Origin of the sequence: Corynebacterium tuberculostearicum SK141 (assembly GCF_000175635.1) — a bacterium.
Taxonomy (GTDB): Bacteria; Actinomycetota; Actinomycetes; order Mycobacteriales; family Mycobacteriaceae; genus Corynebacterium; species Corynebacterium tuberculostearicum_C.
The window spans coordinates 118,624-139,298 of record NZ_ACVP01000003.1; the positions used below are offsets into that span (position 1 = coordinate 118,624).

Here is a 20,675-nt window from a genome sequence, read left to right on the forward strand (position 1 = left end):
CATAACTTTTTAGTACAGTTGTGGTCATGCTTTCCCAGTCTGTCGCCTCCGAGTTGCGCGAGGCCATCTCCGCCGGCGAGTTTCAGCCGGGCGAGCAGCTCAGCGAGGTCAAGGCGGCCGAGCGCTTTCACTGCTCGCGCAATACCCTCCGCGAGTCCTTCACTAGGCTGGCCGCGGAACGCATTGTGGAACGCATCCCTAACCGGGGTGTTTTCCTTGCGACGCCCGATGCAGACTATATCCGCGACCTCTTTGCCGCCCGCGCAGCCATCGAGCCCGCGGCGGTGCGCTGGGGCGAGTTTGCTGATGCCCCCTCGCTCGTTACCCTCACTTCCTCCGCCTTCGACTACGCGGCACGCGGCGAGCACCAAGAAGTCTCCGCCATCAACCAACGCTTCCACCGCACGCTGGTGGCCGCGCTGGGCTCGCCCACCCTTAATGAGCAGATGGATAACCTGCTCGCCCGCATGCGGCTCACCTTCTTGCTAGCAATCCCGCGCTACCCGCAGCTGCATGCGGACCACATTCAAGGCAATATCACCTTGGCCACGCTCATCGCAGATGGAAAACGCCTCGAGGCCGCCACGCTTTCGCATGACAGCCTCATGAATACCTGCGAGAAGATCCTCGCCGTGCTGGACGATTAAGGAATGAGAAAATCTTGATCGCGGGCGTTGGTCACGAGCATCTGGCCCGGTGCGTGCGTAATAGCTAAGCGCGGCTTAGATTCCATCACGATGGCCTGCGGGGTCACACCACAGGCCCAAAAGACCGGCAGGCAGCCCTCCGGCACTTCGCCCGGATCACCAAAGTCCGGGCGGTTCAAGTTCTCAATGCCAATGGCCGCCGGGTCACCCACGTGAACCGGGGCGCCGTGAACTGATGGGTAACGGGAGGTAATCCGCACGGCATCGGAGACCTGCGCGGCCGGAATAGGGCGCATGGAGACTACCATGGGCCCGGAAAAGACACCGGCCGGGGTGGTGGGAATCGTGGTTTTAAACATCGGCACGTTGCGCTGCTGGGCAATGTGCGCGACCTCAATGCCGTTATCCTGCAGCGCAGTCTCAAAGGTAAAAGAGCAACCGATGAGGAAGCTGACCATGTCTGGGGTGTAGTAGGAGGTGACGTCGGCAAGCGTGGCTGTGTGCTCGCCGTTTTCAAAGACGCGGTAGGCCGGAATATCGGTGCGGATGTCCCCGCCCGGCAGCAGCTCGGAGGTGTACTGACCGGCTTCCAGGACGCCCACAATCGGACATGGCTTGGGATTGCGCTGGGCAAAGAGCAAGAAGTCGAAGGCGTATTCTTGCGGCACGGCCAGCAGGTTAGCCTGCATGAAGCCGCGGGCATGCCCGGCGGTGGTGGCCATGTCATGGCTGCGTGCATACTCGCGCACCTGCTCTGGGGCCTGCATTATGCCCACAGTTCGGTAATGCCGGAGAAAGCCTTGAAGCCGATGAAGATGGTAAGTACCCACGCCAGGGCGCCGATAACCAGCAACCACTTGGGATACTTATAGCCCTGCAGGAGGTCGCGGCGGAACCAGGCCACCCACATCACGAGGGCGAAACCGATGGGCAGGATCAGGCCATTGATGGCGCCGGCGAAGATGAGCAACTTCTGTGGCGCGGAGTTGATGGCCACAAAGACTACCGTGCACACCGCAATGAAGACGATGGTGAGAATATTGCGGGTGCGCGTCGAGGTGTCCTGGGAGGTCACGAAGGATACCGAGGTATAGGCGGCGCCGATAACCGAGGACAAACCGGCCGCGAAGAGGACCACACCGAAGGCACGCAGGCCAAACTCGCCGGCGGCATTGTAGAAAGCATCGGCCGCGGTGTTGTCGTCCGAGAGCGCCACGCCGGTGGCCACCACACCGAGGACCGCCAAGAAGAGGAGCATGCGCATGATGCCGGTTACCACGATGCCGCTTACCGAGGTATAGGTAATGTTCTTGACGTTTTCCACGCCGGTGTGGCCGGAATCGATGAGGCGGTGCGCGCCGGCAAAGGTGATATAGCCGCCCACGGTGCCGCCGATGATGGTGGTGATGACGAAGAAGTCGATCTCGCCCGGAGCGACGGTATTCTTGAGCGCCTCCCCCACCGGTGGCTGGCTGACCACCGCAACGTAGAGCATCAGCAAGATCATGACCGCGCCCAGAACCGCGACGAGCCGATCAAGCGCCATGCCCGCCTTCTTGGAGAGGAAGATAAAGATCGCGATGGCCGCGGCGATGACGCCACCGATGCGCGAGTCGATGCCCAGCATCGCGTTAATGCCCAGGCCAGAACCGGCGATATTGCCGATATTAAAGACTGCGCCGCCGATGAACACGAATACGGCGAGCACCCAGCCCAGGCCGGGGAGCACGGTATTGCCCAAGGTATTGGCGCGCATGCCGGTCACGCAGAGAACTCGCCACACATTGAGCTGGATAGCGATGTCCACGAGGATGGACAGCATAATCGCAAACGCGAAGGATGCGCCCATCTGCACGGTAAAGACCGAGGTCTGGGTCAAAAATCCCGGACCGATGGCGGAGGTGGCCATAAGGAACATGGCACCGGCCATGGCGCCGAGGCCTTTGGGCGGGGTCTTGTCCCCCGCCTGCGCCGGAGTGGCGTGTGATGTCTCAGCACTCACTAGATTTCACCTTTCGTGATGCAGGTCGCATTAATTTGTGATGCGCATCATCTTAAAGGTTGCTATGCCTTTTGTTCAACAACTTTTATGCGTTGTGGGGTGGCGCGGGGGTGATCTAGGCTACTTTTCTCGTTCGTTTTCCCAGGTGGCTGGCGATTATCCGCAAAGCCTCGTCCGGCGCTTTCATATCGCTGGGGCCAAAGCACAGCACCACGTATCCGCGGTTTTCTAGCGCTCGCTGCCTCTTTACCTGCTGCTTGACCACGTGAGCGGGCGCCTCGCCATAGGTACCGTCATATTTGGCATCGCCATCGACCTCGACAACCAGCCAGCCATCGAGACAAAGATCCGCCCGATATTTCCCGAGCAGCGGCTTCTGCGGCTCAATTTTCACCTGCGGCAAACGCTCAATAATAAGTGCTCGCAGATAGGACTCATAGGGCGATTCCGATCCGCCATACGCGTGCTCGATAACCTTACGCATGGCTGCTTGTCCCCTCGTGCGCTGCATTTTTGCCAGTTCTTCGCGCAGGTCGTATGTAGTGACGTCGTGTCGGCCGAGGGCAGAATCAGTAGCTACCAGGCCATCTGGGAAGCCGTGTAGCCGGGCGATTTCGAGGCAGGTGCGGGCGGGATTCGTGGCGCGCACACCCGCTATCGACACCGTGGATTCTTGAAGGGACTTTACTCGGCGGTACCGGTAGCCTTTCGGGGTGAGCCTGCGTGGGGGAACGCTTCCCGAAGGCACCGCTAGCTCCACCTCCTCCCCTTCCCCGGAAATTACCCACATTCCCCACAGCCGCGCGGCCGATTTGCCGATGAGGACGGCGCGGTGGGTGCTCCACCCGGCAGCGACTACTTTGGCGAATTGTTGTTTATGGCGAACCCATTGCCTCCAGGTGGCCGTGGGAACGGCGACCCAGGGCGCTATCTGGGTGAGCTCACCGCGTTGGAGGGCTAAATGGTGCGGACTTTCGGCTCCGGCGTAACGAAGGTTGATGAAGTGATCTGTAATCATGGTTTCATCTTCGCGGCTGGCGGGGCGGGGCACGCGTCATGAGGCTCAGGAAGGTGAATTTCCGAGGACCTTGAGTGAGGGTCGGAATATTAGGTCCAAGGTGATCGGGCCGAATTGAGGGCGTTGAGGCTGATTTGAGGGCGGGTTGTGCTCAGATCGGCTCGATCACATTCGACCTAAGGAGAATTAGTTCACAGCGGCGGTGTGGGGGATAATTCAGCAGCGCGGTTAACCGTGCTTTACTAGAGATAATGGAACCCATCGAGCTCTCAGAACTAACCGGTACGCAATCGCGCACCTACGGCACCCGCAAGATCACCTCGGATATGGTCTCGGCACCAATCCATGTTGCGGTCGCGCTCTGGGACGAGCGTTGGGATTCCGCCCCCAACGGCACCATCGAAGGCTGGGTCATCGCAGTCAATACTAAGCAGACGCGTTTTGTGCGCCGCGGCCAAACGAAGAAGGGCGATATCGTTGATATCGCCGTGCGCGAGGTCAAACGCGCGCTCAAGGGACTCGACGGACGAGTGTGGATTGTCACTGGTCGCAGGCAGAACGCGTTGCGAGCGGCACTCACGGCTGACGGTTTCACGGTGACGGGAAGCTTTGCGGGAGAAAATAGGGCGTCGAAAAGCGCGAGCTCTGTGCGCAGAAAACAAGCCGGCCTGACCGCTCGCAAGGCGCGCAAGATGGGTGAGGCGCCGAAAAAGAAGCAAGCGGCACAGGTAGAGACGCCGAAAGCGTACTGGTGGCCGAACTTCTCGCGCGCCTCCTCGTGGGCCGAGGGCGAGGTGGTGCGCATAGCCACCGATGCTTCCTCGGATACTGTATTCAAGGGGTCGATGTGCTTCGTTGCGGGAAACGGCGACTACCGGTTACGGACTCGAGAAACCAAGGCGAGTACGGATGAGCTCGAGCTCGAAGCACTGACGCTCGCGCTGAAATACCTGCTCAAGGTGGGTGCGCGCAAGGCGGTTATTGAGTCCGATTCCGTAGCCGCTTTGGAGGCGGTCGAGCAGATTGTGCATAAGCGCGGCTCTAAAGCATCGCGGCCGGGGCGCACGTGGCGAGGGGTGTCTTCGGGTGCGCGGTCCCGATTCCAGCAAGCTTGGGGCGATATCCAGGGCCAATGCGAGGTTGACATTCGCCGTGTGCTCGGGCATGCGGGCGATCCGCTGAATCGGGCGGCCGACCAGATTGCGTACATGGGGTTGCGCGCGATTGCGCATCCAATGAAGCAGTCTCGCGAGACGCTGCGCGAGGGGATTCAGAAAGCTCTCTCGGCGTTGTGATTCGAACGCTTAGGGCTTTGGGACAGGCTTAGGGCTGATCTGATCAGGCCGAATTGAGGGAGTTAGGGCCGATCTGAGGCGGCCCAGCCTTCAGATCAGCCTGATCAGTATGGACCTAACGACAATAGGCGCGCTGGGAGGGGCGCGACTGAGCCGAGCCGGCCTGCGGAGCTTAAGCCAGGCGGCGGGCGCCGTCTCCCGGGCGGGCCACCAAGAAGGTGGGTCCTGGAAAGCCGCGGGATGCCGCGGCGTCGTGGATGGCTTCGGCGGTGGACTCGACGGCGGAGCGCGGGATGAGCGCGATGACGGCGCCGCCGAAGCCGCCACCAGTCATGCGGGCACCGAGTTCACCGGCCGCGGTGAAGGCGGAGTCGAGTTCCGGAGTGGTGACTTCGTACAGGTCGCGCAGGGAAAGGTGGCTTTCGCGCATGAGGCGGCGGAACTTTGCCAGGTCGGAAGAGGTGAGCGCGGTGGCGGCGTCGAGGGTGCGAGCGGTTTCGTCCACCACGTGGCGCACGCGGCAGCGGTAGAGTTCCGCGTCGGCGGGGTTGACGGTGGCGGCAAAGGCGACGGCATCCGGGATGTCGCGGATGGAGCGGCCGGCGGCGGACTGGACGGCGTCGATGATTCCGCGGCGGGAGGCGTATTGGCCGTCGGAAAGCGTGTGCGGGGCATTGGTGTCCGCGATGAGCAGCACCATGTCCTGGGCCTCGATATTGAACGGCACGCGCTCGACGGCGCCGGTGGCAAAATCCAGGAAGAGGGCCTTGCCGCGCTGGCCGAAGAGGCTGGCGTTTTGATCCAAGCCGCCGGTAGAGGCGCCGACCACTTCGTTCTCGGCGCGGATGCAGGCCTGGGCCAGCTGCGCGCGGGCGGCGTCATCGGGGGCGTTGCCGTGGCAGAGCTCGTAGGCGGCCACGGCCACGGAGCATTCGAGGGCGGCGGAGCTGGACAGGCCAGAGCCGACGGGGACGTCGGAGACGATGGCAATATCGAGGCCGGTGCAGGTCAGAACGTCCGCGGCAGTGGCGGCCCAGACGGTGCCGGCAACGTAGCCGGACCAGTCGGAAGGGTGGCCAGGGCGGACTTCGGAGAGTGGGAGGCTGGCCTGGGCAACGCTGCCGTCGTATTCGGAGGCTATCCGGAGAAGGCCATCGGTGCGGGGTGCGACGGCGACGGCGGTGTTTTGTTCCAGCGCAAAGGGAATGGAGGCGCCGCCGGCGTAATCGATGTGCTCGCCGATGAGGTTGACGCGGCCGGGAGCGGCCCACACGCCGGCGGGCTCGGGCGCGTCCGGAAAGGAAGCGGCGAAGAGGTCGCGGGCTGCGGCGGCAAGCTCGTCATCGCTGCGGGTGTCAATCCAGTTAAGCATCCCAGATCTCCTTGAAGCGGGCGGCGATGCGCTCCGGGGTGGTGTCATTGATCCACACGGCCTGCGAGGACTCGGAACCGGCAAGGTACTTCATGCGGCCGGGCGATCGCATGAGCGAAAAGAGCTGCAGGTGCATGCGGATGCCGGGGCGCAGGTCCGGATCCACCGGCGCCTGGGTCCAGCCGGCGATATACGGGGTCTTGTCCACGCCATCGAAGAAGCGGTCCACGGCGGAGTACAGCTTCTTGAGGAGGGGCGCGAGGTCGGCACGTTGGGCGCCGGAAAGCGCGGCGAAATCGGGAACCTCCTCATTGGGCATGACCATGGCTTCCAGCGGCCATTTGGCGGCGGCGGGAACAAAGACGGTGAAGTGCTCGGTCTCAGCAATGATGCGGGTACCGGCGGCGCGCTCACGATCGAGGAGATCCTGGAAGAGGTCGCCGTCATAGGCGCGGGCGGAATCCACAATGGACCGCAGGCGGGGCGAGAGGAATGGATAGGAGTAGATCTGGCCGTGCGGGTGCTGGAGGGTCACGCCTATTTCTTCGCCGCGGTTTTCAAAGGGGAATACCTGCTCCACGCCGTCGATCTGGGATAGTGCGGCGGTGCGGTGAGCCCAGGCCTCGATGACGGTGCGGATGCGCGATTCCGGCAGGTCCTTGAAGGATAGGGCTGGGTCCTCGGTAAAGCAGACCACCTCGCAGCGGGCGCGGGCAGGAAGGCGCGGCACCATGCCGAGCAGGTTATCGTCCTCCGGATGCTCGATGTCCGCGGTGGTGGCAAAGGACGGGAAGCGGTTTTCAAAGACCACCACGTCATAGCTGGGGCTGGGGATCTCCGTGGGCAGCTGGCCTTCGCGCGTAGGCGCCAGCGGGTTCTCGTTGGCCGGTGGCAAGAAGGTGCGGTTCATGCGGTGGGCGGCAAAGGCCACCCAATCCCCCGTTAGGGGATCCCGGCGCATTTCGGAAGCGGGGGCGACGGTGGGGATATCGCGGGCGTCGACAAGCACGCGGTCGGGATGGGGCTGGTCGTCGAAGTAGAGGATCTCGCGGCCGTCGGCAAGCGTGGCAGAGGTAATCTCAACCATTAGTTTTCTCCTGGGATGGTGATGGGCTTCAGGCGTGCCCACAGCACAAAGGCAGCGGCCACGGCCAGCAAAGCAAGGCTTGCCCATAGGTTATCGCTGGCGTTCTTAGCCTGCCCGGTATCCGGGTTGATGCCTGGGTCGAGGAAGAAATAGCAGCCGAGCAAAATCAGGCCGTAGAGGCCGAGGAGTGCGGCGATGACGTTGCGCAGGTCGAATGCGCCCGCGCGCTTTTTCTCAGACATGTTGGGCTCCTTAGGCGAAGATGACGTTGAGGGCTACGGCCATCACCAGGCAAATGATGCCCAGCGGGACGGTCTGCTGGTACCACGGCAAGGACTTTTCGGTGTAGTCCTCAAAGTGGTCCTTGGGGGTCACGGAAGAGACGAAGCCAACCAGCTCGCTATCCGGCTTGGGCTGGGTGAACAGGGTGACCACGATGGAGACCAAGATATCCACCACGAAGGCCACACCAGCCGCCACAAAGGCCGTGCCTTGGCCGGGCAGGTTGATCATGTCCGTGAAGGATGCGACGTACCAGAAAGCGATAGCAGAACCGGTACCGGCTACGAGTCCGGACCAACCGGCGTGCGGGGTCATGCGCTTCCAGAACATGCCCAGAATGAAGGTGGCAAACAGCGGCGCATTGAAGAAGCCAAACAGGGTTTGCAGGTAGTCCATGATATTGCCAAAGTTTTGCGCGAGCAGTGCGGTAAAGATGGCAATAGCGGTGGCGATAATCGTGGCTATGCGGCCGAACTTCAGGTAGTAGTCATCCTCGCGGTCCTTGACCACATAGGTCTGCCAGATGTCATAGGAGATGACGGTATTAAAGGCCGAGATATTCGCGGCCATGCCGGCCATGAAGGAAGCGAGCAGGCCGGCGATCGCCACGCCCAGCAGGCCATTAGGCAAAAGGTCGCGCATGAGCAGCAGGATGGCGTCATTCGGCTCCGCGCGCTCCTCCATCAAGTCGGCCACGGAAACGGAGGCAACCATGCCTGGAATGACCACGAGGAAGGGCACGAACATCTTGGGGAAGGCGCCGATAATCGGCGTCTTACGGGCGGCGGAAATGGAATCGGAGGCCATGGCGCGCTGAACTTCCACGAAGTTGGTGGTCCAGTAACCAAAGGAAAGCACGAAGCCGAGGCCCAGCACGATGCCGATGACGGACCACACGGGATTCTCAAAACCGGAGATATCCGTGCCCGGCCAAGTGTGGAAGTGCGATTCCTGGGCCACCGCGTCCTTCAGCCCGCTCCAACCACCAACGCGGTTCAAACCAATGATGGTCAGCGGGGCGAGTGCGGCGATGATGACGAAGAACTGCAGCACCTCGTTATAGATGGCGGCCGAAAGTCCGCCCAGGGTGATATAGGACAGCACGATGAGACCGGCCACGAGCAGCGATACCCACATCTGCCAGCCCAGCAGGGCCTCCACGATGGTGGCCAGCAAGTACAGGTTCACGCCGGCAATAAGCAGCTGGGCCACAGCGAAGGAAATCGCATTGACCAGGTGCGCGGCATTGCCAAAGCGCTTGCGCATGAACTCCGGCACCGAGCGCACCTTGGAGCCGTAGTAGAACGGCATCATCACAATGCCCAAAAAGACCATTGCCGGGATGGCGCCGATCCAGAAGTAGTGCATTGTTTGGAAGCCGTACTCCACGCCATTGGCGGACATACCGATGATTTCCACCGCGCCCAGGTTGGCCGAGACGAAAGCCAGTCCGGTCACCCAGGCGGGCAATCCGCGGCCGGAGAGGAAGAAGTCGATGGAGCTAGACACTCGGGCCTTGGCGGCCCAGCCGATGCCTAGTACGAAGAGGAAGTAGATGGCTACCAAGAAGTAGTCCACCCAGGAGGCATCGAGCCTCAATACGGATTCAGCAGTCTCCATGGCTGACCTTTCTAGTTATTGTTCTCTGCTGCAAGGCGCAGCGTGAATCTCTGCGGGTTCTGAGCGCTCAGGCGCACGAGGTCTTCCCCGCTGCGCAGCGCATTCGGCGGCGCGCTCATCGGCTCCACGGCCAATGCCTTGCCGGGGCCGCCTGCCCGCGGGAAATCGGCCGGGGTAAACATCTGCACCCAGTTCAGGCCTTCGCCCATCTCCAAGCGCACGCCCTTTCCACCGGCCGAATACACGGCCATCAGTGGGCCTTCGCCGTGGAAGCAATCGTCCCAGTCCACCTCGGCGATAGGTTGATTAACAATGCGCACCTGCTCCGTCTTTCCCGTAGGCAGGTTGCGGGCGTCGAGCAGATAGCGCTTGCCGACGTCCACACTGAGCACCGCTTCCTCCGCCCCAGCTCCCTGTGGGGAGAGGTAAAGGTGCAGCCCATAGGCGAAGGGAACCTCGCCGGGTTCCGCGGTGCGGGCGGTGAGCTGGTGGTGCAATCCCTGCTCATCGAGGGTATAGGTGGCCTCTAGTTGAATCGCCCACGGCCAGCCCTGGCGCGGCTCAATATCAAAGGCAAGAGCCACCCGGTTGTCCGAGCGTTCCTTGACGTGCCACCAATCCACCGCGAATCCATGGATGGCGTTATTGCGCTCCAGCTCCGTGATGCCTAACTGGTGGGCTGTCCCCTGCCATTCAAACCAGCCATCCTCGGTGCGATTCGGCCACGGCGCCAGCACCACTCCAGCCATCAGTGGCGGCTTGCCCTCGTAGCTTTCTACCAAGGGTGCGCCGCGATAGGTCAGCGCCTTGAGTGCACCGCCGAATAGACCAATCTCGGCTGCATAATCGCCGTGGGCAAGTGCGACGCTGGGGTAGTCGGCGTCAGGGCCAGCCGCTCCTCCACTGGTCATAACAAAGACCTTTCTGGCTATAACTTTCGTTGGATTTAGCCTAGGAGTACGGCAAAGCACAGGTCAATCGTTTGCATAACCGCCCGCGAATACCTTCTATTTCAGCTGCTCATCGCAGTAGAGTTAACCGCTTGTTAACCTCTTTCGGGGCTGGAGGCACCTATGGGCCGCGAGCCGCCACACCGGGCAGGAGCGCTATCCCCGCATCCGCCGCCACACTATGCGCGCCGCGGAGTGAGGAGTGGCCAGGACTTCGCGCAGGTAATTGCGCGGCATCAACCGCCACGGGGTGCGCGCGGGATGCAGGCGCACGGCAATGCCGAGGTGCCAGGCCCACAACGCGGTGCGCAGGACATGAAAATCATTGGTCACTACCTGCAACACGGCATCCGGAGCCAAGCGATGGGCATTTTCTAGATTTTCATTGGTGCTCGTGGCTTCCGGTTCCACCACTACGCGCTCGGCCGGCACACCGCGTTCGATGAGGTAGGTAGCCATGGGCCCCGCCTCACCACGGCCGGAGACAATAATCTGCTGACCGCTATAGAGCGCCAACGCCTTGTCTAGGCGCGAGCGCAGCATGGCGCCGGGGTAGCCGTGAGTTACGCGGGAGCCCAAAACAAGGAGCGGGTCAGACATGGATACCAGCATAGACTCGCCCACCCTTGACAGAAAGACGGAAATAGCCGTACCTTTAACTCAAATATGCAATCGATTGCACCCAGGAGGGCCAGAAGCCGGCCCACACGCCTAAACCAAGGAGGACAGCATGGCCGGAACCACCCTCAAGGACGTGGCCGCTGCTGCTGGAGTATCCATTTCCACCGCGTCCCGTTCGCTCTCGGGGAACCCAGCCATCTCGGAGCCCACGCGCCAACGCGTCAAGGACACGGCCATCAAGCTCAACTATAGGCCCAATGCCCAAGCCCGAGCATTGCGCAGCTCCCGATCTAACGCCATCGGCTTGGTCATCCCCAGCCTAGATAATGCCTACTTCGCCGCAATGGCCGCAGCCATTGAAGAGGCCGCCGATAAGCAGGGACTCGCCACGATGATTACCAGTTGCGGCGAGGATCCGCAGCGGCTAGTCAAGTCCCTCGATGCCCTGATGGAACGCCAGGTAGACGGCATTATCGCGGTACCGCTCGAAGGCGCCGAAGAAGCGCTGGAGCAGGCGCGCGCTTACCGCCCGCTCGTGCTCATTGACCGCACCCTGGGCCAGATTCCAGCAGTGTTATCGGACCCCCACACGGGCATAAAACAAGCCGTGGAACAGCTCAAAGAGAAGGGGCACACGCACATCGGCTACCTTTCCGGGCCGCAGGAAACCTCCACCGGCCGCCAGCGCCTCCAAGCCTTCAAGACCGCCACCCGCGGCATGCCTACCCATATCCACCACGGCAGCTACCGCCACCGCGAGGGCTATAAAGGAGCCCTCGCACTCCTGCAAGAAGGCGTCACCGCGCTCATTGCCGGCGATTCCATGATGACGGCCGGCGCGCTGGAGGCCTGCCATAATGCGGGCAAGCGCATCGGAGAAGAAATCGCGCTCGTCGGCTTCGATGACTTCATCTACCTGCGCTTCCAACCTTCCCCTATCTCAGTGGTGGACCAGGATGTTGCCAGAATGGGCGAGACCGCCACGGCCAAGCTCATCGCGGCCATCAATGAAAAGCACCAACCGGAAGGCGAGGTGCTAGAAACCCGCTACATCCCGCGCATGTCCACCGCCCACCAACTCGATGGAGCCACGCCATGAGTGACTGCGTGTTGCGCCTGGACAATGTCACCAAATCCTTCGGCCCGGTGGAGGTCATTAAGGGGGTAGACCTCACCGTCCGCCGCGGCCAGGTGCAGGCCTTGTTGGGTGAAAATGGCGCCGGCAAGTCCACCCTCATCAAGATGATTGCCGGAGTGCACGAACCAGATTCCGGCCGCATCCTGGTAGATGGCACAGAGGTGAAGATCCCAGATACCAAGGCCTCTGAGGCGCTGGGAATCGCCACCATCCACCAAGAGCTCAACCTTGTGCCCACCATGTCCGTGGCCGAGAACATCATGCTTGGGCGCACCCCACGCCGCTTTGGATTGGTCAATCGCAAGCACCTCAAGGCACAAGCCCAAGCGGCACTGCACCTTATTGGCTTGGACGTGGACCTAGACATGCCGGTGGGTGAGCTGGGTGTGGCCAAACAGCAGCTCGTAGAAATCGCCAAGGCGCTGTCCATGAACGCGCGCATCCTCATCTTGGATGAGCCCACGGCCGCGCTCACCGGCAAGGAGGTTGATGCACTCTTTGCCGTGCTCGAGGAACTCAAGGCCAAGGGCGTGGCCATGGTCTTTATCAGCCACCACCTGGAAGAGCTGGCGCGCATTGCAGAGACCATCAGCGTGCTGCGCGATGGCTCTTTCATCGCCGAGGTCCCGGCCGATACGGACGAAGACGAGCTGGTGCGCCTCATGGTCGGCCGCGAGATTGAAAACCAGTACCCGCGCGAGGTTCCTCCCGAGCACGGTGAGGCCCTGCTGGAGGTCTCCGAGCTGACTGCCGACGGCGCCTTTCACGACGTCACCTTCACCGTCCATGCCGGCGAAGTCGTCGGCCTCGCCGGGCTCGTGGGCGCCGGCCGCACCGAAATCATTCGCGCCATCGCGGGCGCTGACCCATACGATTCCGGCACCATTCGCGTTGGCGGCACCCAGCTGCGCAGCGGCGATATTCGCGCCGCCATCCGTGCCGGCGTGGGCCATATCCCCGAAGACCGCAAATCCCAAGCACTAGTTCTGGACGCCTCGGTGGGCGATAACCTCGGATTCGCCACCCTCTACCCCACCGCTAAGGCAGGGCTGGCAGACCGCAGCGGCCAACGCCGCCGCGCCGGTGACGTAGCGGAGAAGCTGCGCATCCGCATGGCCGATCTCTCCCAGCCCATCCGGAACCTATCCGGCGGCAACCAACAAAAGGCGGTCTTTGGCCGCTGGGTACTGGCCGGCTCCAAGGTCCTCCTCCTCGATGAGCCCACCCGCGGCGTCGATGTTGGCGCCAAGGTGGAGATTTACAACATCATCAATGAGGTCACCGCTGCCGGGGGCGCCGTGCTTATGGCCTCTTCCGATCTGCCCGAGGTGCTCGGCATGTCCGACCGCATCCTCGTCATGTCCGGCGGCCAACTCGCCGGCCAGCTCCCTAAGGACTCCACCCAAGACGAGGTCATGGCCTTTGCCGTATCCAATGTGACCTCCGCTACCTCTGCCTCTGCTGCCGCGCCTGCCGGCACTAACCCCAAGGATGAAGCATGACCAAGAATCGAGTAGTTAACTGGGCCATGAATAATGGCGCGCTCGTCGGCCTCATTGCCCTGTGCATCGCGCTGTTTATCGCTACGCCGTACTTCCTCACCGTGGCGAACCTGCTCAATATCGGCATCCAGGCCGCCACGGTGGCCATCTTGGCCTTCGGCATGACCTTTGTCATCGTCACCGCCGGTATCGACCTCTCGGTGGGCTCGGTCGCCGCGCTCGGCGCCATGGTCTCTGCCTATATGTTCTCCACCGCGGGGCTGCCTGGCTGGCTCACCCTGCTCCTCGGCCTGGTCGTCGGCGCGCTGGCCGGCGCCATCTGCGGAATGGCCACCGCGTGGGGCAAGATCCCCTCCTTCATCGCGACGCTAGCCATGATGTCCATCGCCCGTGGCCTCACCCTGGTCATCTCCCAGGGCTCGCCGATTGAAACCGCCCCGTCCGTCAATGCCTTTGGCGGCGATATCGCCGGCTTCCCCGTGCCCATCATCATGATGGTCATCGCCGGGCTCATCTGCTGGTTCATCCTGGAGCGCACGGTGCTCGGCCGTTCCATGTACGCCATCGGTGGCAACCTGGAGGCCGCCCGCCTCTCGGGCCTGCCGGTCAAGCGCATCCAGATCGCCGTCTTCGCACTCTCCGGTTTCTTCGCCGCCTGGGCCGGCATGGTCATGGCCGGCCGCCTCGAATCCGCACAGCCGCAGGCCGGCACCGGCTATGAGCTCGATGCCATCGCGGCCGTCGTCATCGGCGGCGCCTCGCTCTCCGGTGGCCAAGGCAAGGCCACCGGCACCCTGGTCGGCGCGATCTTGCTAGCGGTCATCCGCAATGGCTTAAACCTGCTCAACGTCTCCTCTTTTTGGCAGCAGATCGTCATCGGCCTGGTCATCGCGCTGGCCGTCGGCTTCGACGTCATCCGCAATAAGACGGCCAACTAAGGAGCACCCGCCATGAAAAAACTCATCGCCACCCTCCTCGTACCTGCCCTCGCGCTGGGCCTTGCCTCCTGCAATCGCTCGGAAGAAGACCGCAACCGCATCACCCTAGCGCTATCGACGCAGACCAACCCCTTCTTCGTCGAACTGCGCCACGGCGCACAGGATAAGGCCAAGGAACTCGGCGTTCCGCTAGACATCCAAGACGCCTCCGATGACCCCGCCCAACAGGTCAATCAGCTGGGCAATGCCACCTCCATGGGCGCCAAGGTCGTCGTGGTCAACCCCACCGATTCCGATGCCGTTGCCCCAGCGGTTCGCGGCATCAAAAATGACGGCGTGCCCGTCATCGGCGTGGATCGCGATGTCAACGGCGTAGAGCTGGATTCCATGGTGGCGTCCGATAACGTCGCCGGTGGCGCGCAAGCGGCGGATAAGCTCGCTGAAGCCATCGGGGAAAAGGGCGATATCCTCATCCTGCAGGGCACCGCTGGTACCTCCGCCTCGCGCGAGCGCGGCAAGGGCTTTGAAGAGCAGATTGCGAAGTACGGGGACATTCGGGTCGTCGGCAAGCAATCGGCGAATTTCGACCGCACGGAAGGACTCAACGTCGCCACCAACTTGCTGCAGGCCAACCCGGATATCAAGGCCATCTTTGCAGAGAACGATGAAATGGCGCTCGGCGCGGTCGAAGCTTTGGGCTCGCGCGCTGGATCTGAGGTCAAGGTGGTGGCATTTGATGGCACCTTCGATGGCCTCAAAGCGGTCAAAGATGGCAAGCTGGAAGCTACCATCGCCCAGCAGCCCGCAGAGCTCGGTGCCCGCGCCATCGAACAAGCCGCAGCGCTCCTGCACGGTGGCGCGGCGGAGAAAAGCGTTCCCGTCGAGGTCATCACCGTCACCCGCGACAATGTGGAGGATTTCCAATGAGCAAGCTAACCGTCGTCGGTTCCATCAATGCCGATCTCATCGTGCACGCCGAGCGCCACCCGCAGCCCGGCGAGACCCTCCTGGGCTCTGGCGGCGACATCTTGGCCGGGGGCAAGGGCGCTAACCAGGCTGTCGCGGCCGCACAGCTGGGCGCTACCGTGGCCTTCGTGGGCGCGGTCGGCTCCGATCCCTATGCCGAGCCCGCCATGCACTACATGCGCACCTCCGGCATCGATCTGAGCGCCGTGGAGCAGGCCGATACCAACACCGGCCTCGCCGTCATTACTGTCTCGGCCGATGGCGAGAACACCATCGTCATCTCCCCCGGCGCCAACGCGCTTGTCGACGCCCCCTTTGTCTCTTCCCGTGCATCCACCATCGCCGACGCCGACGTGGTCCTCCTCCAAGGTGAAATCCCCGCCTCCGGTTTCCAGGCCGCGGTCGAGGCGGCCCAAGGCCGAGTGGTGGTTAACCTCGCGCCCGTGGTCGAGGTCGACCGCGATTCGCTCCTGCAGGCCGATCCCCTGCTGGCCAATGAACATGAAGCAGGGCTCATCCTGGACCAATTCGGCCTACCTGCACAGGGCGCCCCGCGCGAGCTCGCCCACCGCCTAGTAGAGGCCGGCTTCCGGTCCGTCGTGCTGACCCTCGGCGCCCACGGCGCCTACGTGGCCACCCCGGAAGGCGGCACGGACATCCCCACCCCGCGCGTGACCGCCGTGGATACCACCGGCGCCGGCGATGCCTTCGCGGGTGCCTTCTGCGCCCAGCTGCTCACCGGTGCCTCGCTTGTCGATGCCGCCACTTTCGCCGCCCGCGTCGGCGCCCTCGCCGCCACCGGCAACGGCGCACAGCCGTCCTACCCCACCACCGAATCCGCCCTGCCGGAGGTCACCGATGCGTAGGTCCGGCCTGCTCAATCCCGCGCTCACCAGCGCCGTCGCCCGCTTGGGCCACACCGATACCTTCGTTATCGCCGATTGCGGCCTGCCCATCCCCCACGCTGTGCCCGTCATCGACCTCACGCTGACCTTCGGCATCCCCACCTTTGCCGATACCCTGGCGGCCCTCCTCGATGAGGTCGTGGTCGAAGCCGCCACCATCGCCGATACCACCCCGCCCGAGGTGCGCTCCCTGCTTCCCGCAGTACCGCTTACCGAGGTCTCCCATGACGACCTCAAGCGCGAGGTCGCCCGCGCCTCCTTCGTCGTGCGCACCGGCTCCACCACGCCGTTTGCCAATGTCATCCTGCGCTCCGGCGTCCCCTTCTAGCGCTTATAAACGCTTCCGCGTGCCCCTACGGTAAACACTTCCACCAGCACTTCTTGCTCCTCTACGGAGTACAGCACACGGTAATTTCCCACCCTTATTCTTCGGCCACTCCTGCCGGACAAAGCGATAGATCCCGGTGGATATGGGTCTTTAGCCAGTCCACCGATCGCGCGCTTAATCCGTTGATATTGCTTTCGGTTTCCCTGATGGATTTTCTGTAACTCCCGCTTAGCCTGCCGCGTCAACGCGATGTTGTAGTCCATGACCTCTTAAAAAGTTGTACTCTTTGCTAACTTAGTACTAGTAGTACTTTGATGTTTTAGGAGCTTTCATTGTCTTTGCCCCTTTCCGAACTCCGCACCCGCTTAGGCCAGGTCATTGACCAAGCCCACTACGCAGGCACCCGCACCGTTGTCACCCGCAACGGTAAGGAAGCCGCAGTTATCATTTCGCCTCAAGAACTAGCATTCCTTGACCGCCTCGAAGCCGCCGCAGATGCTGAAGCCCTCCGCCAAGCCCGCGCCGTCGATACCGGCGAACGCTTCTCTTTTGAGCAGGTCACGGAAGAAATTGAAGGGCGCTAGCCGTAAATTGGCTCGGCTTCAAACCACTGCGAACCACTCACGACATGCTTGTAGGCAAATTTCAGAGGAAAGGTCATCTCCTTCTTGGAGTACAGCTGCACCGCAGAGCTTCCTGCAAGCATGATCCCAGGCCACCGCTTGTGCAGGATGCGAGCTACTTCCATGGGAGTCGGTTCCCGCCACGTATAGATCCCGCGGCCGATTCGGATTATCTTTCCATTCGCTACATGAGTTTTAAGCTCTCCCCTGCTTAGGCCTGAAACCAGTACTTCTTCCATGCTTCCCCCTTTGAGCATTATTCCCCTGCCCGAAAGCTTAAAGCACGCTTCCTCACGCCGCAGGCTACAACGATGCACAGCAAGCACGTTTTGCCCTTTTCCTCCGCGAATTTTGCCCGATCGTGCTTGTTTTGCATGTTGGCAAGGGGCGATGAGAACTTCGCTAGAGATTAGGAGACAAAACAAGCACGTTTTGCCGAAAAACTACGTGGTTTTGGCTAAAACGTGCTTGCTTTGTTCGGTCTTCGACCGGAGAGCTACTCTCCCAGCAGCTTGTCGCGCAGGTTCTTATCCTTCTGCTCGACTTCCTCGGCCATCTGCTTTTGGTAGTCCACCATCTTGTCTTGGATGGCGGGGTCGTCAGCGCCGAGGATGCGGGCGGCGAGCAGGCCGGCGTTCTTCGCACCGCCGATGGAGACGGTGGCTACCGGCACGCCGCTGGGCATCTGCACGATGGACAGGAGGGAGTCGAGGCCATCGAGATCCTTTAGTGCGCGGGGGATACCGATGACCGGCAGCGGCGTGGCCGCGGCGACCATGCCGGGAAGGTGCGCGGCACCGCCGGCGCAAGCGATAATCGCCTTCAACCCGCGGGTATGGGCTTCCTTGGCATAGGCCAGCATCTTTTCCGGGGTGCGGTGGGCGCTGACCACGCCGACCTCGAAGGGGATGCCAAAGTCCGCGAGGACCTGAGCGGCGGGTTCAACGGTGGGCCAATCGGAATCGGAGCCCATGATGATGCCTACGTGCGGTTGCATAGTGTCCTTTCTACAGGAAGGAATTTAAGCCCATTCGGCGTGCACGAGGAAGTGCGCGGCCTGGCGGGCGATGGTCAGGGTCTCGTCGGTATCTTCACCGGTGACGTTGACGTGGCCAATCTTGCGGCCTGGGCGGTGGTCCTTGCCGTAAAGGTGAATCTTGGCCTGCGGGTAGCGCTGCATGACCTCGCGGACGCGCTCCGGCATAGGCATGGCGGGATCTTCGTCAGCGCCCAAAACATTGGCCATCACGGTGACGGGGGCGAGCGCGTCGACTGCGCCCAAGGGGAGGTCGAGCACGGCGCGCAGGTGCTGCTCAAATTGGGAGGTCACGCAGCCATCCTGGGTCCAGTGGCCGGTGTTATGCGGGCGCATGGCCAGTTCGTTGACGGAGATATCCTCGCCTTCGGGGCCGTCGAAGGCAAAGAGTTCGACGGCCAGCACGCCGGTCACGCCGAGGGATTCAGCGATGGACAGGCCCAGCTCGGAGGCGCGCTGGGAAAGTTCCGGTGTAAGGCCAGGGGCGGGAGCAATGGCCTCGGCGCAGATGCCGTTTTCCTGGCGGGACTGGGTAATCGGCCACACCTTGGCCTCGCCGGAAGGACGGCGGGCGACCAAGATGGAAAGCTCGCGGGTAAGTTCCACCTTTTCCTCTGCCATCAGCGGGGTTCCGGCCTCGAGCAGCTCGGAGACCAGCTCAAAGCAATTCTCAGCGGTGGGGAACCATACGCCCTTGCCGTCATAACCACCGCGGCGGGCCTTGAGGCACACGCGGCCATCGACGGCGTCGAAAAAGGCGCGGGCATCGGCCACCGAGTCGATGGCGGCAAAGCGCGGCACGGGAGCGCCCAGCGCGGCGAGCTTTTCGCGCATCTTGAGCTTATCTTGCGCATAGATAAGGGCGGTGGGCTGGGGCTGGACGTTAAATCCGGCGTCGATAAGCGCGGCGGAGTGCTCGTTGGGCACATGCTCATGCTCGAAGGTAATGGCATCCGCGCCCTCTGCCACACCGCGCAGCTCCTCCAAGGAGGTGTAATCCCCCAGCACCACGTCCGGGGTGACCTGCGCTGCGGAGGAGTCCGGCTTGCTGGCCAGAATCCGCAGGTGAATATCGAGTTCCGCGGCGGCCGGCTGCATCATGCGAGCCAGCTGGCCGTCGCCACAAACAGTTACAATAGGCTTTAAGTCACTCACGTCCCCCAATACTAGCCTGGATACTATGTTCACTCGTCATACCATCTTCCAAAATTCCCTCATGACCGCTTTGCTCGACGGCATTTATGACGGCGAAATGACCATTTCGGAACTGCTTGGTAAGGGCAATTTTGGCCTCGGCACCTTTGATGGCCTCGACGGAGAGATGATCATTTTGGATGGCACCTGCTACCAGCTGCGCGGCGATGGCTCCGCGCAGATTGCAGACCTGGACCAGCGCACCCCCTACGCGGTGGCCACGAACTTTGTCCCGCGCATTACTGCCGACGCCCCCGCGGGCCTGCGCCGCGATCAGCTCTCTGCGTTCATCGATAAGCTCGAGCCTTCCGCTAACTACATGTACGCGGTGCGCATCGTGGGCACGTTCAAGGAGGTGACCACCCGCACGGTGGTCAAACAAGAAAAGCCCTACCCACCAATGTCTGAGGCCGTGGGCGGCGATAAGGAGCTGCACTTTAAGGACGTCGAGGGCGTTATCGGCGTCTTCCGCACCCCTGTCTATGAAAAGGGAATCTCGGTACCGGGCTGCCACGTGCACTTTATCGACGCCGCCCGCACCTCCGGTGGCCACGTGCTGGACTACGTAGTGGATAAGGCAACGGTTGAGCTCTGCCCCGCTTCCGATCTAGAGCTGCGCCTGCCGCTGACGCAAGAATTCAGCCGAGCCAACCTCTCCCCCGAGGATCTGGATAGCCAGCTGCACACCACCGAGGTTAAAACCAAGGGCGATCATTAATAATCTCGGCCACGCGCTTGGGCTTGGCCACGTTGGGAAAATACATGGCCCGGTCCCAGCCGTGAATGGCTAGGGACACCCCACCCCGGCGCTTGCGGGCGCCGCGGATATCCTGCAACGGAATCGAATCAATATTTCGGCCCTCGCGCGCGATGACGCGCCTATTAGTCACGATGAAGCGCTTGCGGCGAGCCTTATAAAGGGGAATGACAAAGCGCCAGATTCCTAGCAGGGCCCATACCGCGACGAGTCCGTTGCGCAGCATCGGGTCTACTGCTTGGACATCGCACCAACCGATGGCGATCCACAGCAGGCCGGTGATAAGGATGAGCTCGAGGAAGGGGAAAATCAGCGCGCGAAACGGCGCGGAGACATCCGCGCGCTTGACCTCACCTTGGCCCATCTTCATTAGTCCCATAGCTATGGATGCTAC

24 protein-coding genes are annotated in these 20,675 nt (G+C 62.1%); 10 read left to right on the top strand and 14 right to left on the bottom strand.

The window, feature by feature from the left end:
* Positions 1 to 26 precede the first annotated feature (26 nt).
* Positions 27 to 647: a GntR family transcriptional regulator gene (locus CORTU0001_RS00905; protein WP_005322499.1), complete on the top strand. Its 621-nt coding sequence runs from the start codon at positions 27 to 29 to the stop codon at positions 645 to 647.
* Here the strand turns inward: CORTU0001_RS00905 and CORTU0001_RS00910 are convergent.
* The 3 genes from CORTU0001_RS00910 to CORTU0001_RS00920 form a co-directional block, all read right to left on the bottom strand.
* Positions 644 to 1,414 (bottom strand): putative hydro-lyase, encoded by a 771-nt coding sequence (locus CORTU0001_RS00910; RefSeq protein WP_005326675.1) that lies wholly within the window; start codon positions 1,412 to 1,414, stop codon positions 644 to 646. The genes CORTU0001_RS00905 and CORTU0001_RS00910 overlap by 4 nt on opposite strands.
* Positions 1,414 to 2,577, bottom strand: a complete 1,164-nt coding sequence (locus CORTU0001_RS00915) for an NRAMP family divalent metal transporter (RefSeq protein ID WP_005326676.1) — start codon at positions 2,575 to 2,577, stop codon at positions 1,414 to 1,416. Before CORTU0001_RS00915 ends, CORTU0001_RS00910 begins: the two co-directional genes overlap by 1 nt.
* A 187-nt stretch (positions 2,578 to 2,764) precedes the next feature.
* Positions 2,765 to 3,667 (bottom strand): endonuclease domain-containing protein, encoded by a 903-nt coding sequence (locus CORTU0001_RS00920; protein WP_005326677.1) that lies wholly within the window; start codon positions 3,665 to 3,667, stop codon positions 2,765 to 2,767.
* A gap of 251 nt (positions 3,668 to 3,918) precedes the next feature.
* Between CORTU0001_RS00920 and CORTU0001_RS00925 the strand changes: the two genes are divergently transcribed.
* Positions 3,919 to 4,962, top strand: a complete 1,044-nt coding sequence (locus tag CORTU0001_RS00925) for an RNase H family protein (protein ID WP_005326678.1) — start codon at positions 3,919 to 3,921, stop codon at positions 4,960 to 4,962.
* Positions 4,963 to 5,134: 172 nt separating this feature from the next.
* Here CORTU0001_RS00925 and galK read toward each other — a convergent pair whose 3' ends face one another.
* The 6 genes from galK to CORTU0001_RS00955 all read right to left on the bottom strand — a co-directional run bounded on the left by galK (position 5,135) and on the right by CORTU0001_RS00955 (position 10,873).
* Positions 5,135 to 6,334, bottom strand: coding sequence for a galactokinase (galK, locus tag CORTU0001_RS00930; RefSeq protein ID WP_005326680.1), 1,200 nt, complete (start codon positions 6,332 to 6,334; stop codon positions 5,135 to 5,137).
* Positions 6,327 to 7,421, bottom strand: coding sequence for a galactose-1-phosphate uridylyltransferase (gene galT, locus CORTU0001_RS00935; protein ID WP_005326682.1), 1,095 nt, complete (start codon positions 7,419 to 7,421; stop codon positions 6,327 to 6,329). Before galT ends, galK begins: the two co-directional genes overlap by 8 nt.
* Positions 7,421 to 7,663, bottom strand: coding sequence for a hypothetical protein (locus CORTU0001_RS00940; protein ID WP_005322508.1), 243 nt, complete (start codon positions 7,661 to 7,663; stop codon positions 7,421 to 7,423). Before CORTU0001_RS00940 ends, galT begins: the two co-directional genes overlap by 1 nt.
* Positions 7,664 to 7,673: 10 nt before the next feature.
* Complete coding sequence (locus CORTU0001_RS00945) at positions 7,674 to 9,323, bottom strand: sodium:solute symporter family protein (RefSeq protein ID WP_005326684.1); 1,650 nt, start codon at positions 9,321 to 9,323, stop codon at positions 7,674 to 7,676.
* A gap of 11 nt (positions 9,324 to 9,334) precedes the next feature.
* Entirely contained in the window at positions 9,335 to 10,234 is a 900-nt protein-coding gene (locus CORTU0001_RS00950; protein WP_005326686.1) for an aldose epimerase family protein, read from the bottom strand.
* A gap of 195 nt (positions 10,235 to 10,429) precedes the next feature.
* Complete coding sequence (locus tag CORTU0001_RS00955) at positions 10,430 to 10,873, bottom strand: YdcF family protein (protein WP_100067788.1); 444 nt, start codon at positions 10,871 to 10,873, stop codon at positions 10,430 to 10,432.
* Positions 10,874 to 11,003: 130 nt separating this feature from the next.
* Here CORTU0001_RS00955 and CORTU0001_RS00960 point away from each other — a divergent pair, with 130 nt between their 5' ends.
* The 6 genes from CORTU0001_RS00960 to rbsD are packed head-to-tail and all read left to right on the top strand — an operon-like array spanning position 11,004 to position 16,671.
* Complete coding sequence (locus tag CORTU0001_RS00960) at positions 11,004 to 11,993, top strand: LacI family DNA-binding transcriptional regulator (protein WP_005326690.1); 990 nt, start codon at positions 11,004 to 11,006, stop codon at positions 11,991 to 11,993.
* Complete coding sequence (locus tag CORTU0001_RS00965) at positions 11,990 to 13,534, top strand: sugar ABC transporter ATP-binding protein (RefSeq protein WP_005326692.1); 1,545 nt, start codon at positions 11,990 to 11,992, stop codon at positions 13,532 to 13,534. Before CORTU0001_RS00960 ends, CORTU0001_RS00965 begins: the two co-directional genes overlap by 4 nt.
* Positions 13,531 to 14,472 (top strand): ABC transporter permease, encoded by a 942-nt coding sequence (locus CORTU0001_RS00970; RefSeq protein ID WP_005326694.1) that lies wholly within the window; start codon positions 13,531 to 13,533, stop codon positions 14,470 to 14,472. Before CORTU0001_RS00965 ends, CORTU0001_RS00970 begins: the two co-directional genes overlap by 4 nt.
* Before the next feature lie 12 nt (positions 14,473 to 14,484).
* Positions 14,485 to 15,399: a substrate-binding domain-containing protein gene (locus CORTU0001_RS00975; protein ID WP_005326696.1), complete on the top strand. Its 915-nt coding sequence runs from the start codon at positions 14,485 to 14,487 to the stop codon at positions 15,397 to 15,399.
* A complete protein-coding gene (locus tag CORTU0001_RS00980; protein WP_005326698.1) occupies positions 15,396 to 16,304 on the top strand; it encodes a ribokinase in 909 nt (302 codons plus the stop codon). The genes CORTU0001_RS00975 and CORTU0001_RS00980 overlap by 4 nt, the downstream gene beginning before the upstream one ends.
* Positions 16,297 to 16,671: a D-ribose pyranase gene (rbsD, locus tag CORTU0001_RS00985; protein WP_005326700.1), complete on the top strand. Its 375-nt coding sequence runs from the start codon at positions 16,297 to 16,299 to the stop codon at positions 16,669 to 16,671. Before CORTU0001_RS00980 ends, rbsD begins: the two co-directional genes overlap by 8 nt.
* On the opposite strand, the gene CORTU0001_RS00990 is transcribed toward rbsD, so the two are convergent.
* The gene (locus CORTU0001_RS00990; RefSeq protein WP_034667840.1) at positions 16,668 to 16,934 is read right to left on the bottom strand and encodes a type II toxin-antitoxin system RelE family toxin; all 267 of its coding nucleotides are present in this window, start codon (positions 16,932 to 16,934) and stop codon (positions 16,668 to 16,670) included. The genes rbsD and CORTU0001_RS00990 overlap by 4 nt on opposite strands.
* 69 nt (positions 16,935 to 17,003) lie before the next feature.
* Between CORTU0001_RS00990 and CORTU0001_RS00995 the strand changes: the two genes are divergently transcribed.
* Positions 17,004 to 17,255 (top strand): type II toxin-antitoxin system Phd/YefM family antitoxin, encoded by a 252-nt coding sequence (locus tag CORTU0001_RS00995; protein WP_005326702.1) that lies wholly within the window; start codon positions 17,004 to 17,006, stop codon positions 17,253 to 17,255.
* On the opposite strand, the gene CORTU0001_RS01000 is transcribed toward CORTU0001_RS00995, so the two are convergent.
* The 3 genes from CORTU0001_RS01000 to CORTU0001_RS01010 form a co-directional block, all read right to left on the bottom strand.
* Positions 17,252 to 17,533, bottom strand: a complete 282-nt coding sequence (locus CORTU0001_RS01000; RefSeq protein WP_034667842.1) for a type IV toxin-antitoxin system AbiEi family antitoxin domain-containing protein — start codon at positions 17,531 to 17,533, stop codon at positions 17,252 to 17,254. The genes CORTU0001_RS00995 and CORTU0001_RS01000 overlap by 4 nt on opposite strands.
* A gap of 257 nt (positions 17,534 to 17,790) precedes the next feature.
* Positions 17,791 to 18,291: a 5-(carboxyamino)imidazole ribonucleotide mutase gene (purE, locus tag CORTU0001_RS01005; RefSeq protein ID WP_005326706.1), complete on the bottom strand. Its 501-nt coding sequence runs from the start codon at positions 18,289 to 18,291 to the stop codon at positions 17,791 to 17,793.
* Positions 18,292 to 18,315: 24 nt separating this feature from the next.
* Positions 18,316 to 19,431 (bottom strand): 5-(carboxyamino)imidazole ribonucleotide synthase, encoded by a 1,116-nt coding sequence (locus CORTU0001_RS01010; RefSeq protein ID WP_050776567.1) that lies wholly within the window; start codon positions 19,429 to 19,431, stop codon positions 18,316 to 18,318.
* A 79-nt stretch (positions 19,432 to 19,510) separates the two neighbouring features.
* Here CORTU0001_RS01010 and budA point away from each other — a divergent pair, with 79 nt between their 5' ends.
* Entirely contained in the window at positions 19,511 to 20,242 is a 732-nt protein-coding gene (budA, locus tag CORTU0001_RS01015) for an acetolactate decarboxylase (protein ID WP_005326708.1), read from the top strand.
* On the opposite strand, the gene CORTU0001_RS01020 is transcribed toward budA, so the two are convergent.
* Entirely contained in the window at positions 20,220 to 20,660 is a 441-nt protein-coding gene (locus tag CORTU0001_RS01020; RefSeq protein ID WP_005326709.1) for a hypothetical protein, read from the bottom strand. The two genes, budA and CORTU0001_RS01020, sit on opposite strands and share 23 nt — an antisense overlap.
* Positions 20,661 to 20,675: the final 15 nt, after the last annotated feature.

Excerpts from the sequence above, each read along its gene's own strand:
- budA (WP_005326708.1), top strand. The coding sequence starts at position 19,511 with ATGTTCACTCGTCATACCATCTTCCAAAATTCCCTCATGACCGCTTTG.
- CORTU0001_RS00945 (WP_005326684.1), bottom strand. The coding sequence starts at position 9,323 with ATGGAGACTGCTGAATCCGTATTGAGGCTCGATGCCTCCTGGGTGGAC.
- CORTU0001_RS00975 (WP_005326696.1), top strand. The coding sequence starts at position 14,485 with ATGAAAAAACTCATCGCCACCCTCCTCGTACCTGCCCTCGCGCTGGGC.
- CORTU0001_RS00905 (WP_005322499.1), top strand. The coding sequence starts at position 27 with ATGCTTTCCCAGTCTGTCGCCTCCGAGTTGCGCGAGGCCATCTCCGCC.
- CORTU0001_RS01020 (WP_005326709.1), bottom strand. The coding sequence starts at position 20,660 with ATGGGACTAATGAAGATGGGCCAAGGTGAGGTCAAGCGCGCGGATGTC.
- CORTU0001_RS00940 (WP_005322508.1), bottom strand. The coding sequence starts at position 7,663 with ATGTCTGAGAAAAAGCGCGCGGGCGCATTCGACCTGCGCAACGTCATC.
- CORTU0001_RS00980 (WP_005326698.1), top strand. The coding sequence starts at position 15,396 with ATGAGCAAGCTAACCGTCGTCGGTTCCATCAATGCCGATCTCATCGTG.
- CORTU0001_RS01010 (WP_050776567.1), bottom strand. The coding sequence starts at position 19,431 with ATGATGCAGCCGGCCGCCGCGGAACTCGATATTCACCTGCGGATTCTG.
- CORTU0001_RS00915 (WP_005326676.1), bottom strand. The coding sequence starts at position 2,577 with ATGGCCGGTGCCATGTTCCTTATGGCCACCTCCGCCATCGGTCCGGGA.
- galK (WP_005326680.1), bottom strand. The coding sequence starts at position 6,334 with ATGCTTAACTGGATTGACACCCGCAGCGATGACGAGCTTGCCGCCGCA.
- CORTU0001_RS00990 (WP_034667840.1), bottom strand. The coding sequence starts at position 16,934 with ATGGACTACAACATCGCGTTGACGCGGCAGGCTAAGCGGGAGTTACAG.
- CORTU0001_RS00970 (WP_005326694.1), top strand. The coding sequence starts at position 13,531 with ATGACCAAGAATCGAGTAGTTAACTGGGCCATGAATAATGGCGCGCTC.
- rbsD (WP_005326700.1), top strand. The coding sequence starts at position 16,297 with ATGCGTAGGTCCGGCCTGCTCAATCCCGCGCTCACCAGCGCCGTCGCC.
- CORTU0001_RS00910 (WP_005326675.1), bottom strand. The coding sequence starts at position 1,414 with ATGCAGGCCCCAGAGCAGGTGCGCGAGTATGCACGCAGCCATGACATG.
- CORTU0001_RS00950 (WP_005326686.1), bottom strand. The coding sequence starts at position 10,234 with ATGACCAGTGGAGGAGCGGCTGGCCCTGACGCCGACTACCCCAGCGTC.
- CORTU0001_RS00920 (WP_005326677.1), bottom strand. The coding sequence starts at position 3,667 with ATGATTACAGATCACTTCATCAACCTTCGTTACGCCGGAGCCGAAAGT.
- CORTU0001_RS00960 (WP_005326690.1), top strand. The coding sequence starts at position 11,004 with ATGGCCGGAACCACCCTCAAGGACGTGGCCGCTGCTGCTGGAGTATCC.
- CORTU0001_RS00955 (WP_100067788.1), bottom strand. The coding sequence starts at position 10,873 with ATGTCTGACCCGCTCCTTGTTTTGGGCTCCCGCGTAACTCACGGCTAC.
- galT (WP_005326682.1), bottom strand. The coding sequence starts at position 7,421 with ATGGTTGAGATTACCTCTGCCACGCTTGCCGACGGCCGCGAGATCCTC.
- CORTU0001_RS01000 (WP_034667842.1), bottom strand. The coding sequence starts at position 17,533 with ATGGAAGAAGTACTGGTTTCAGGCCTAAGCAGGGGAGAGCTTAAAACT.
- purE (WP_005326706.1), bottom strand. The coding sequence starts at position 18,291 with ATGCAACCGCACGTAGGCATCATCATGGGCTCCGATTCCGATTGGCCC.
- CORTU0001_RS00925 (WP_005326678.1), top strand. The coding sequence starts at position 3,919 with ATGGAACCCATCGAGCTCTCAGAACTAACCGGTACGCAATCGCGCACC.
- CORTU0001_RS00965 (WP_005326692.1), top strand. The coding sequence starts at position 11,990 with ATGAGTGACTGCGTGTTGCGCCTGGACAATGTCACCAAATCCTTCGGC.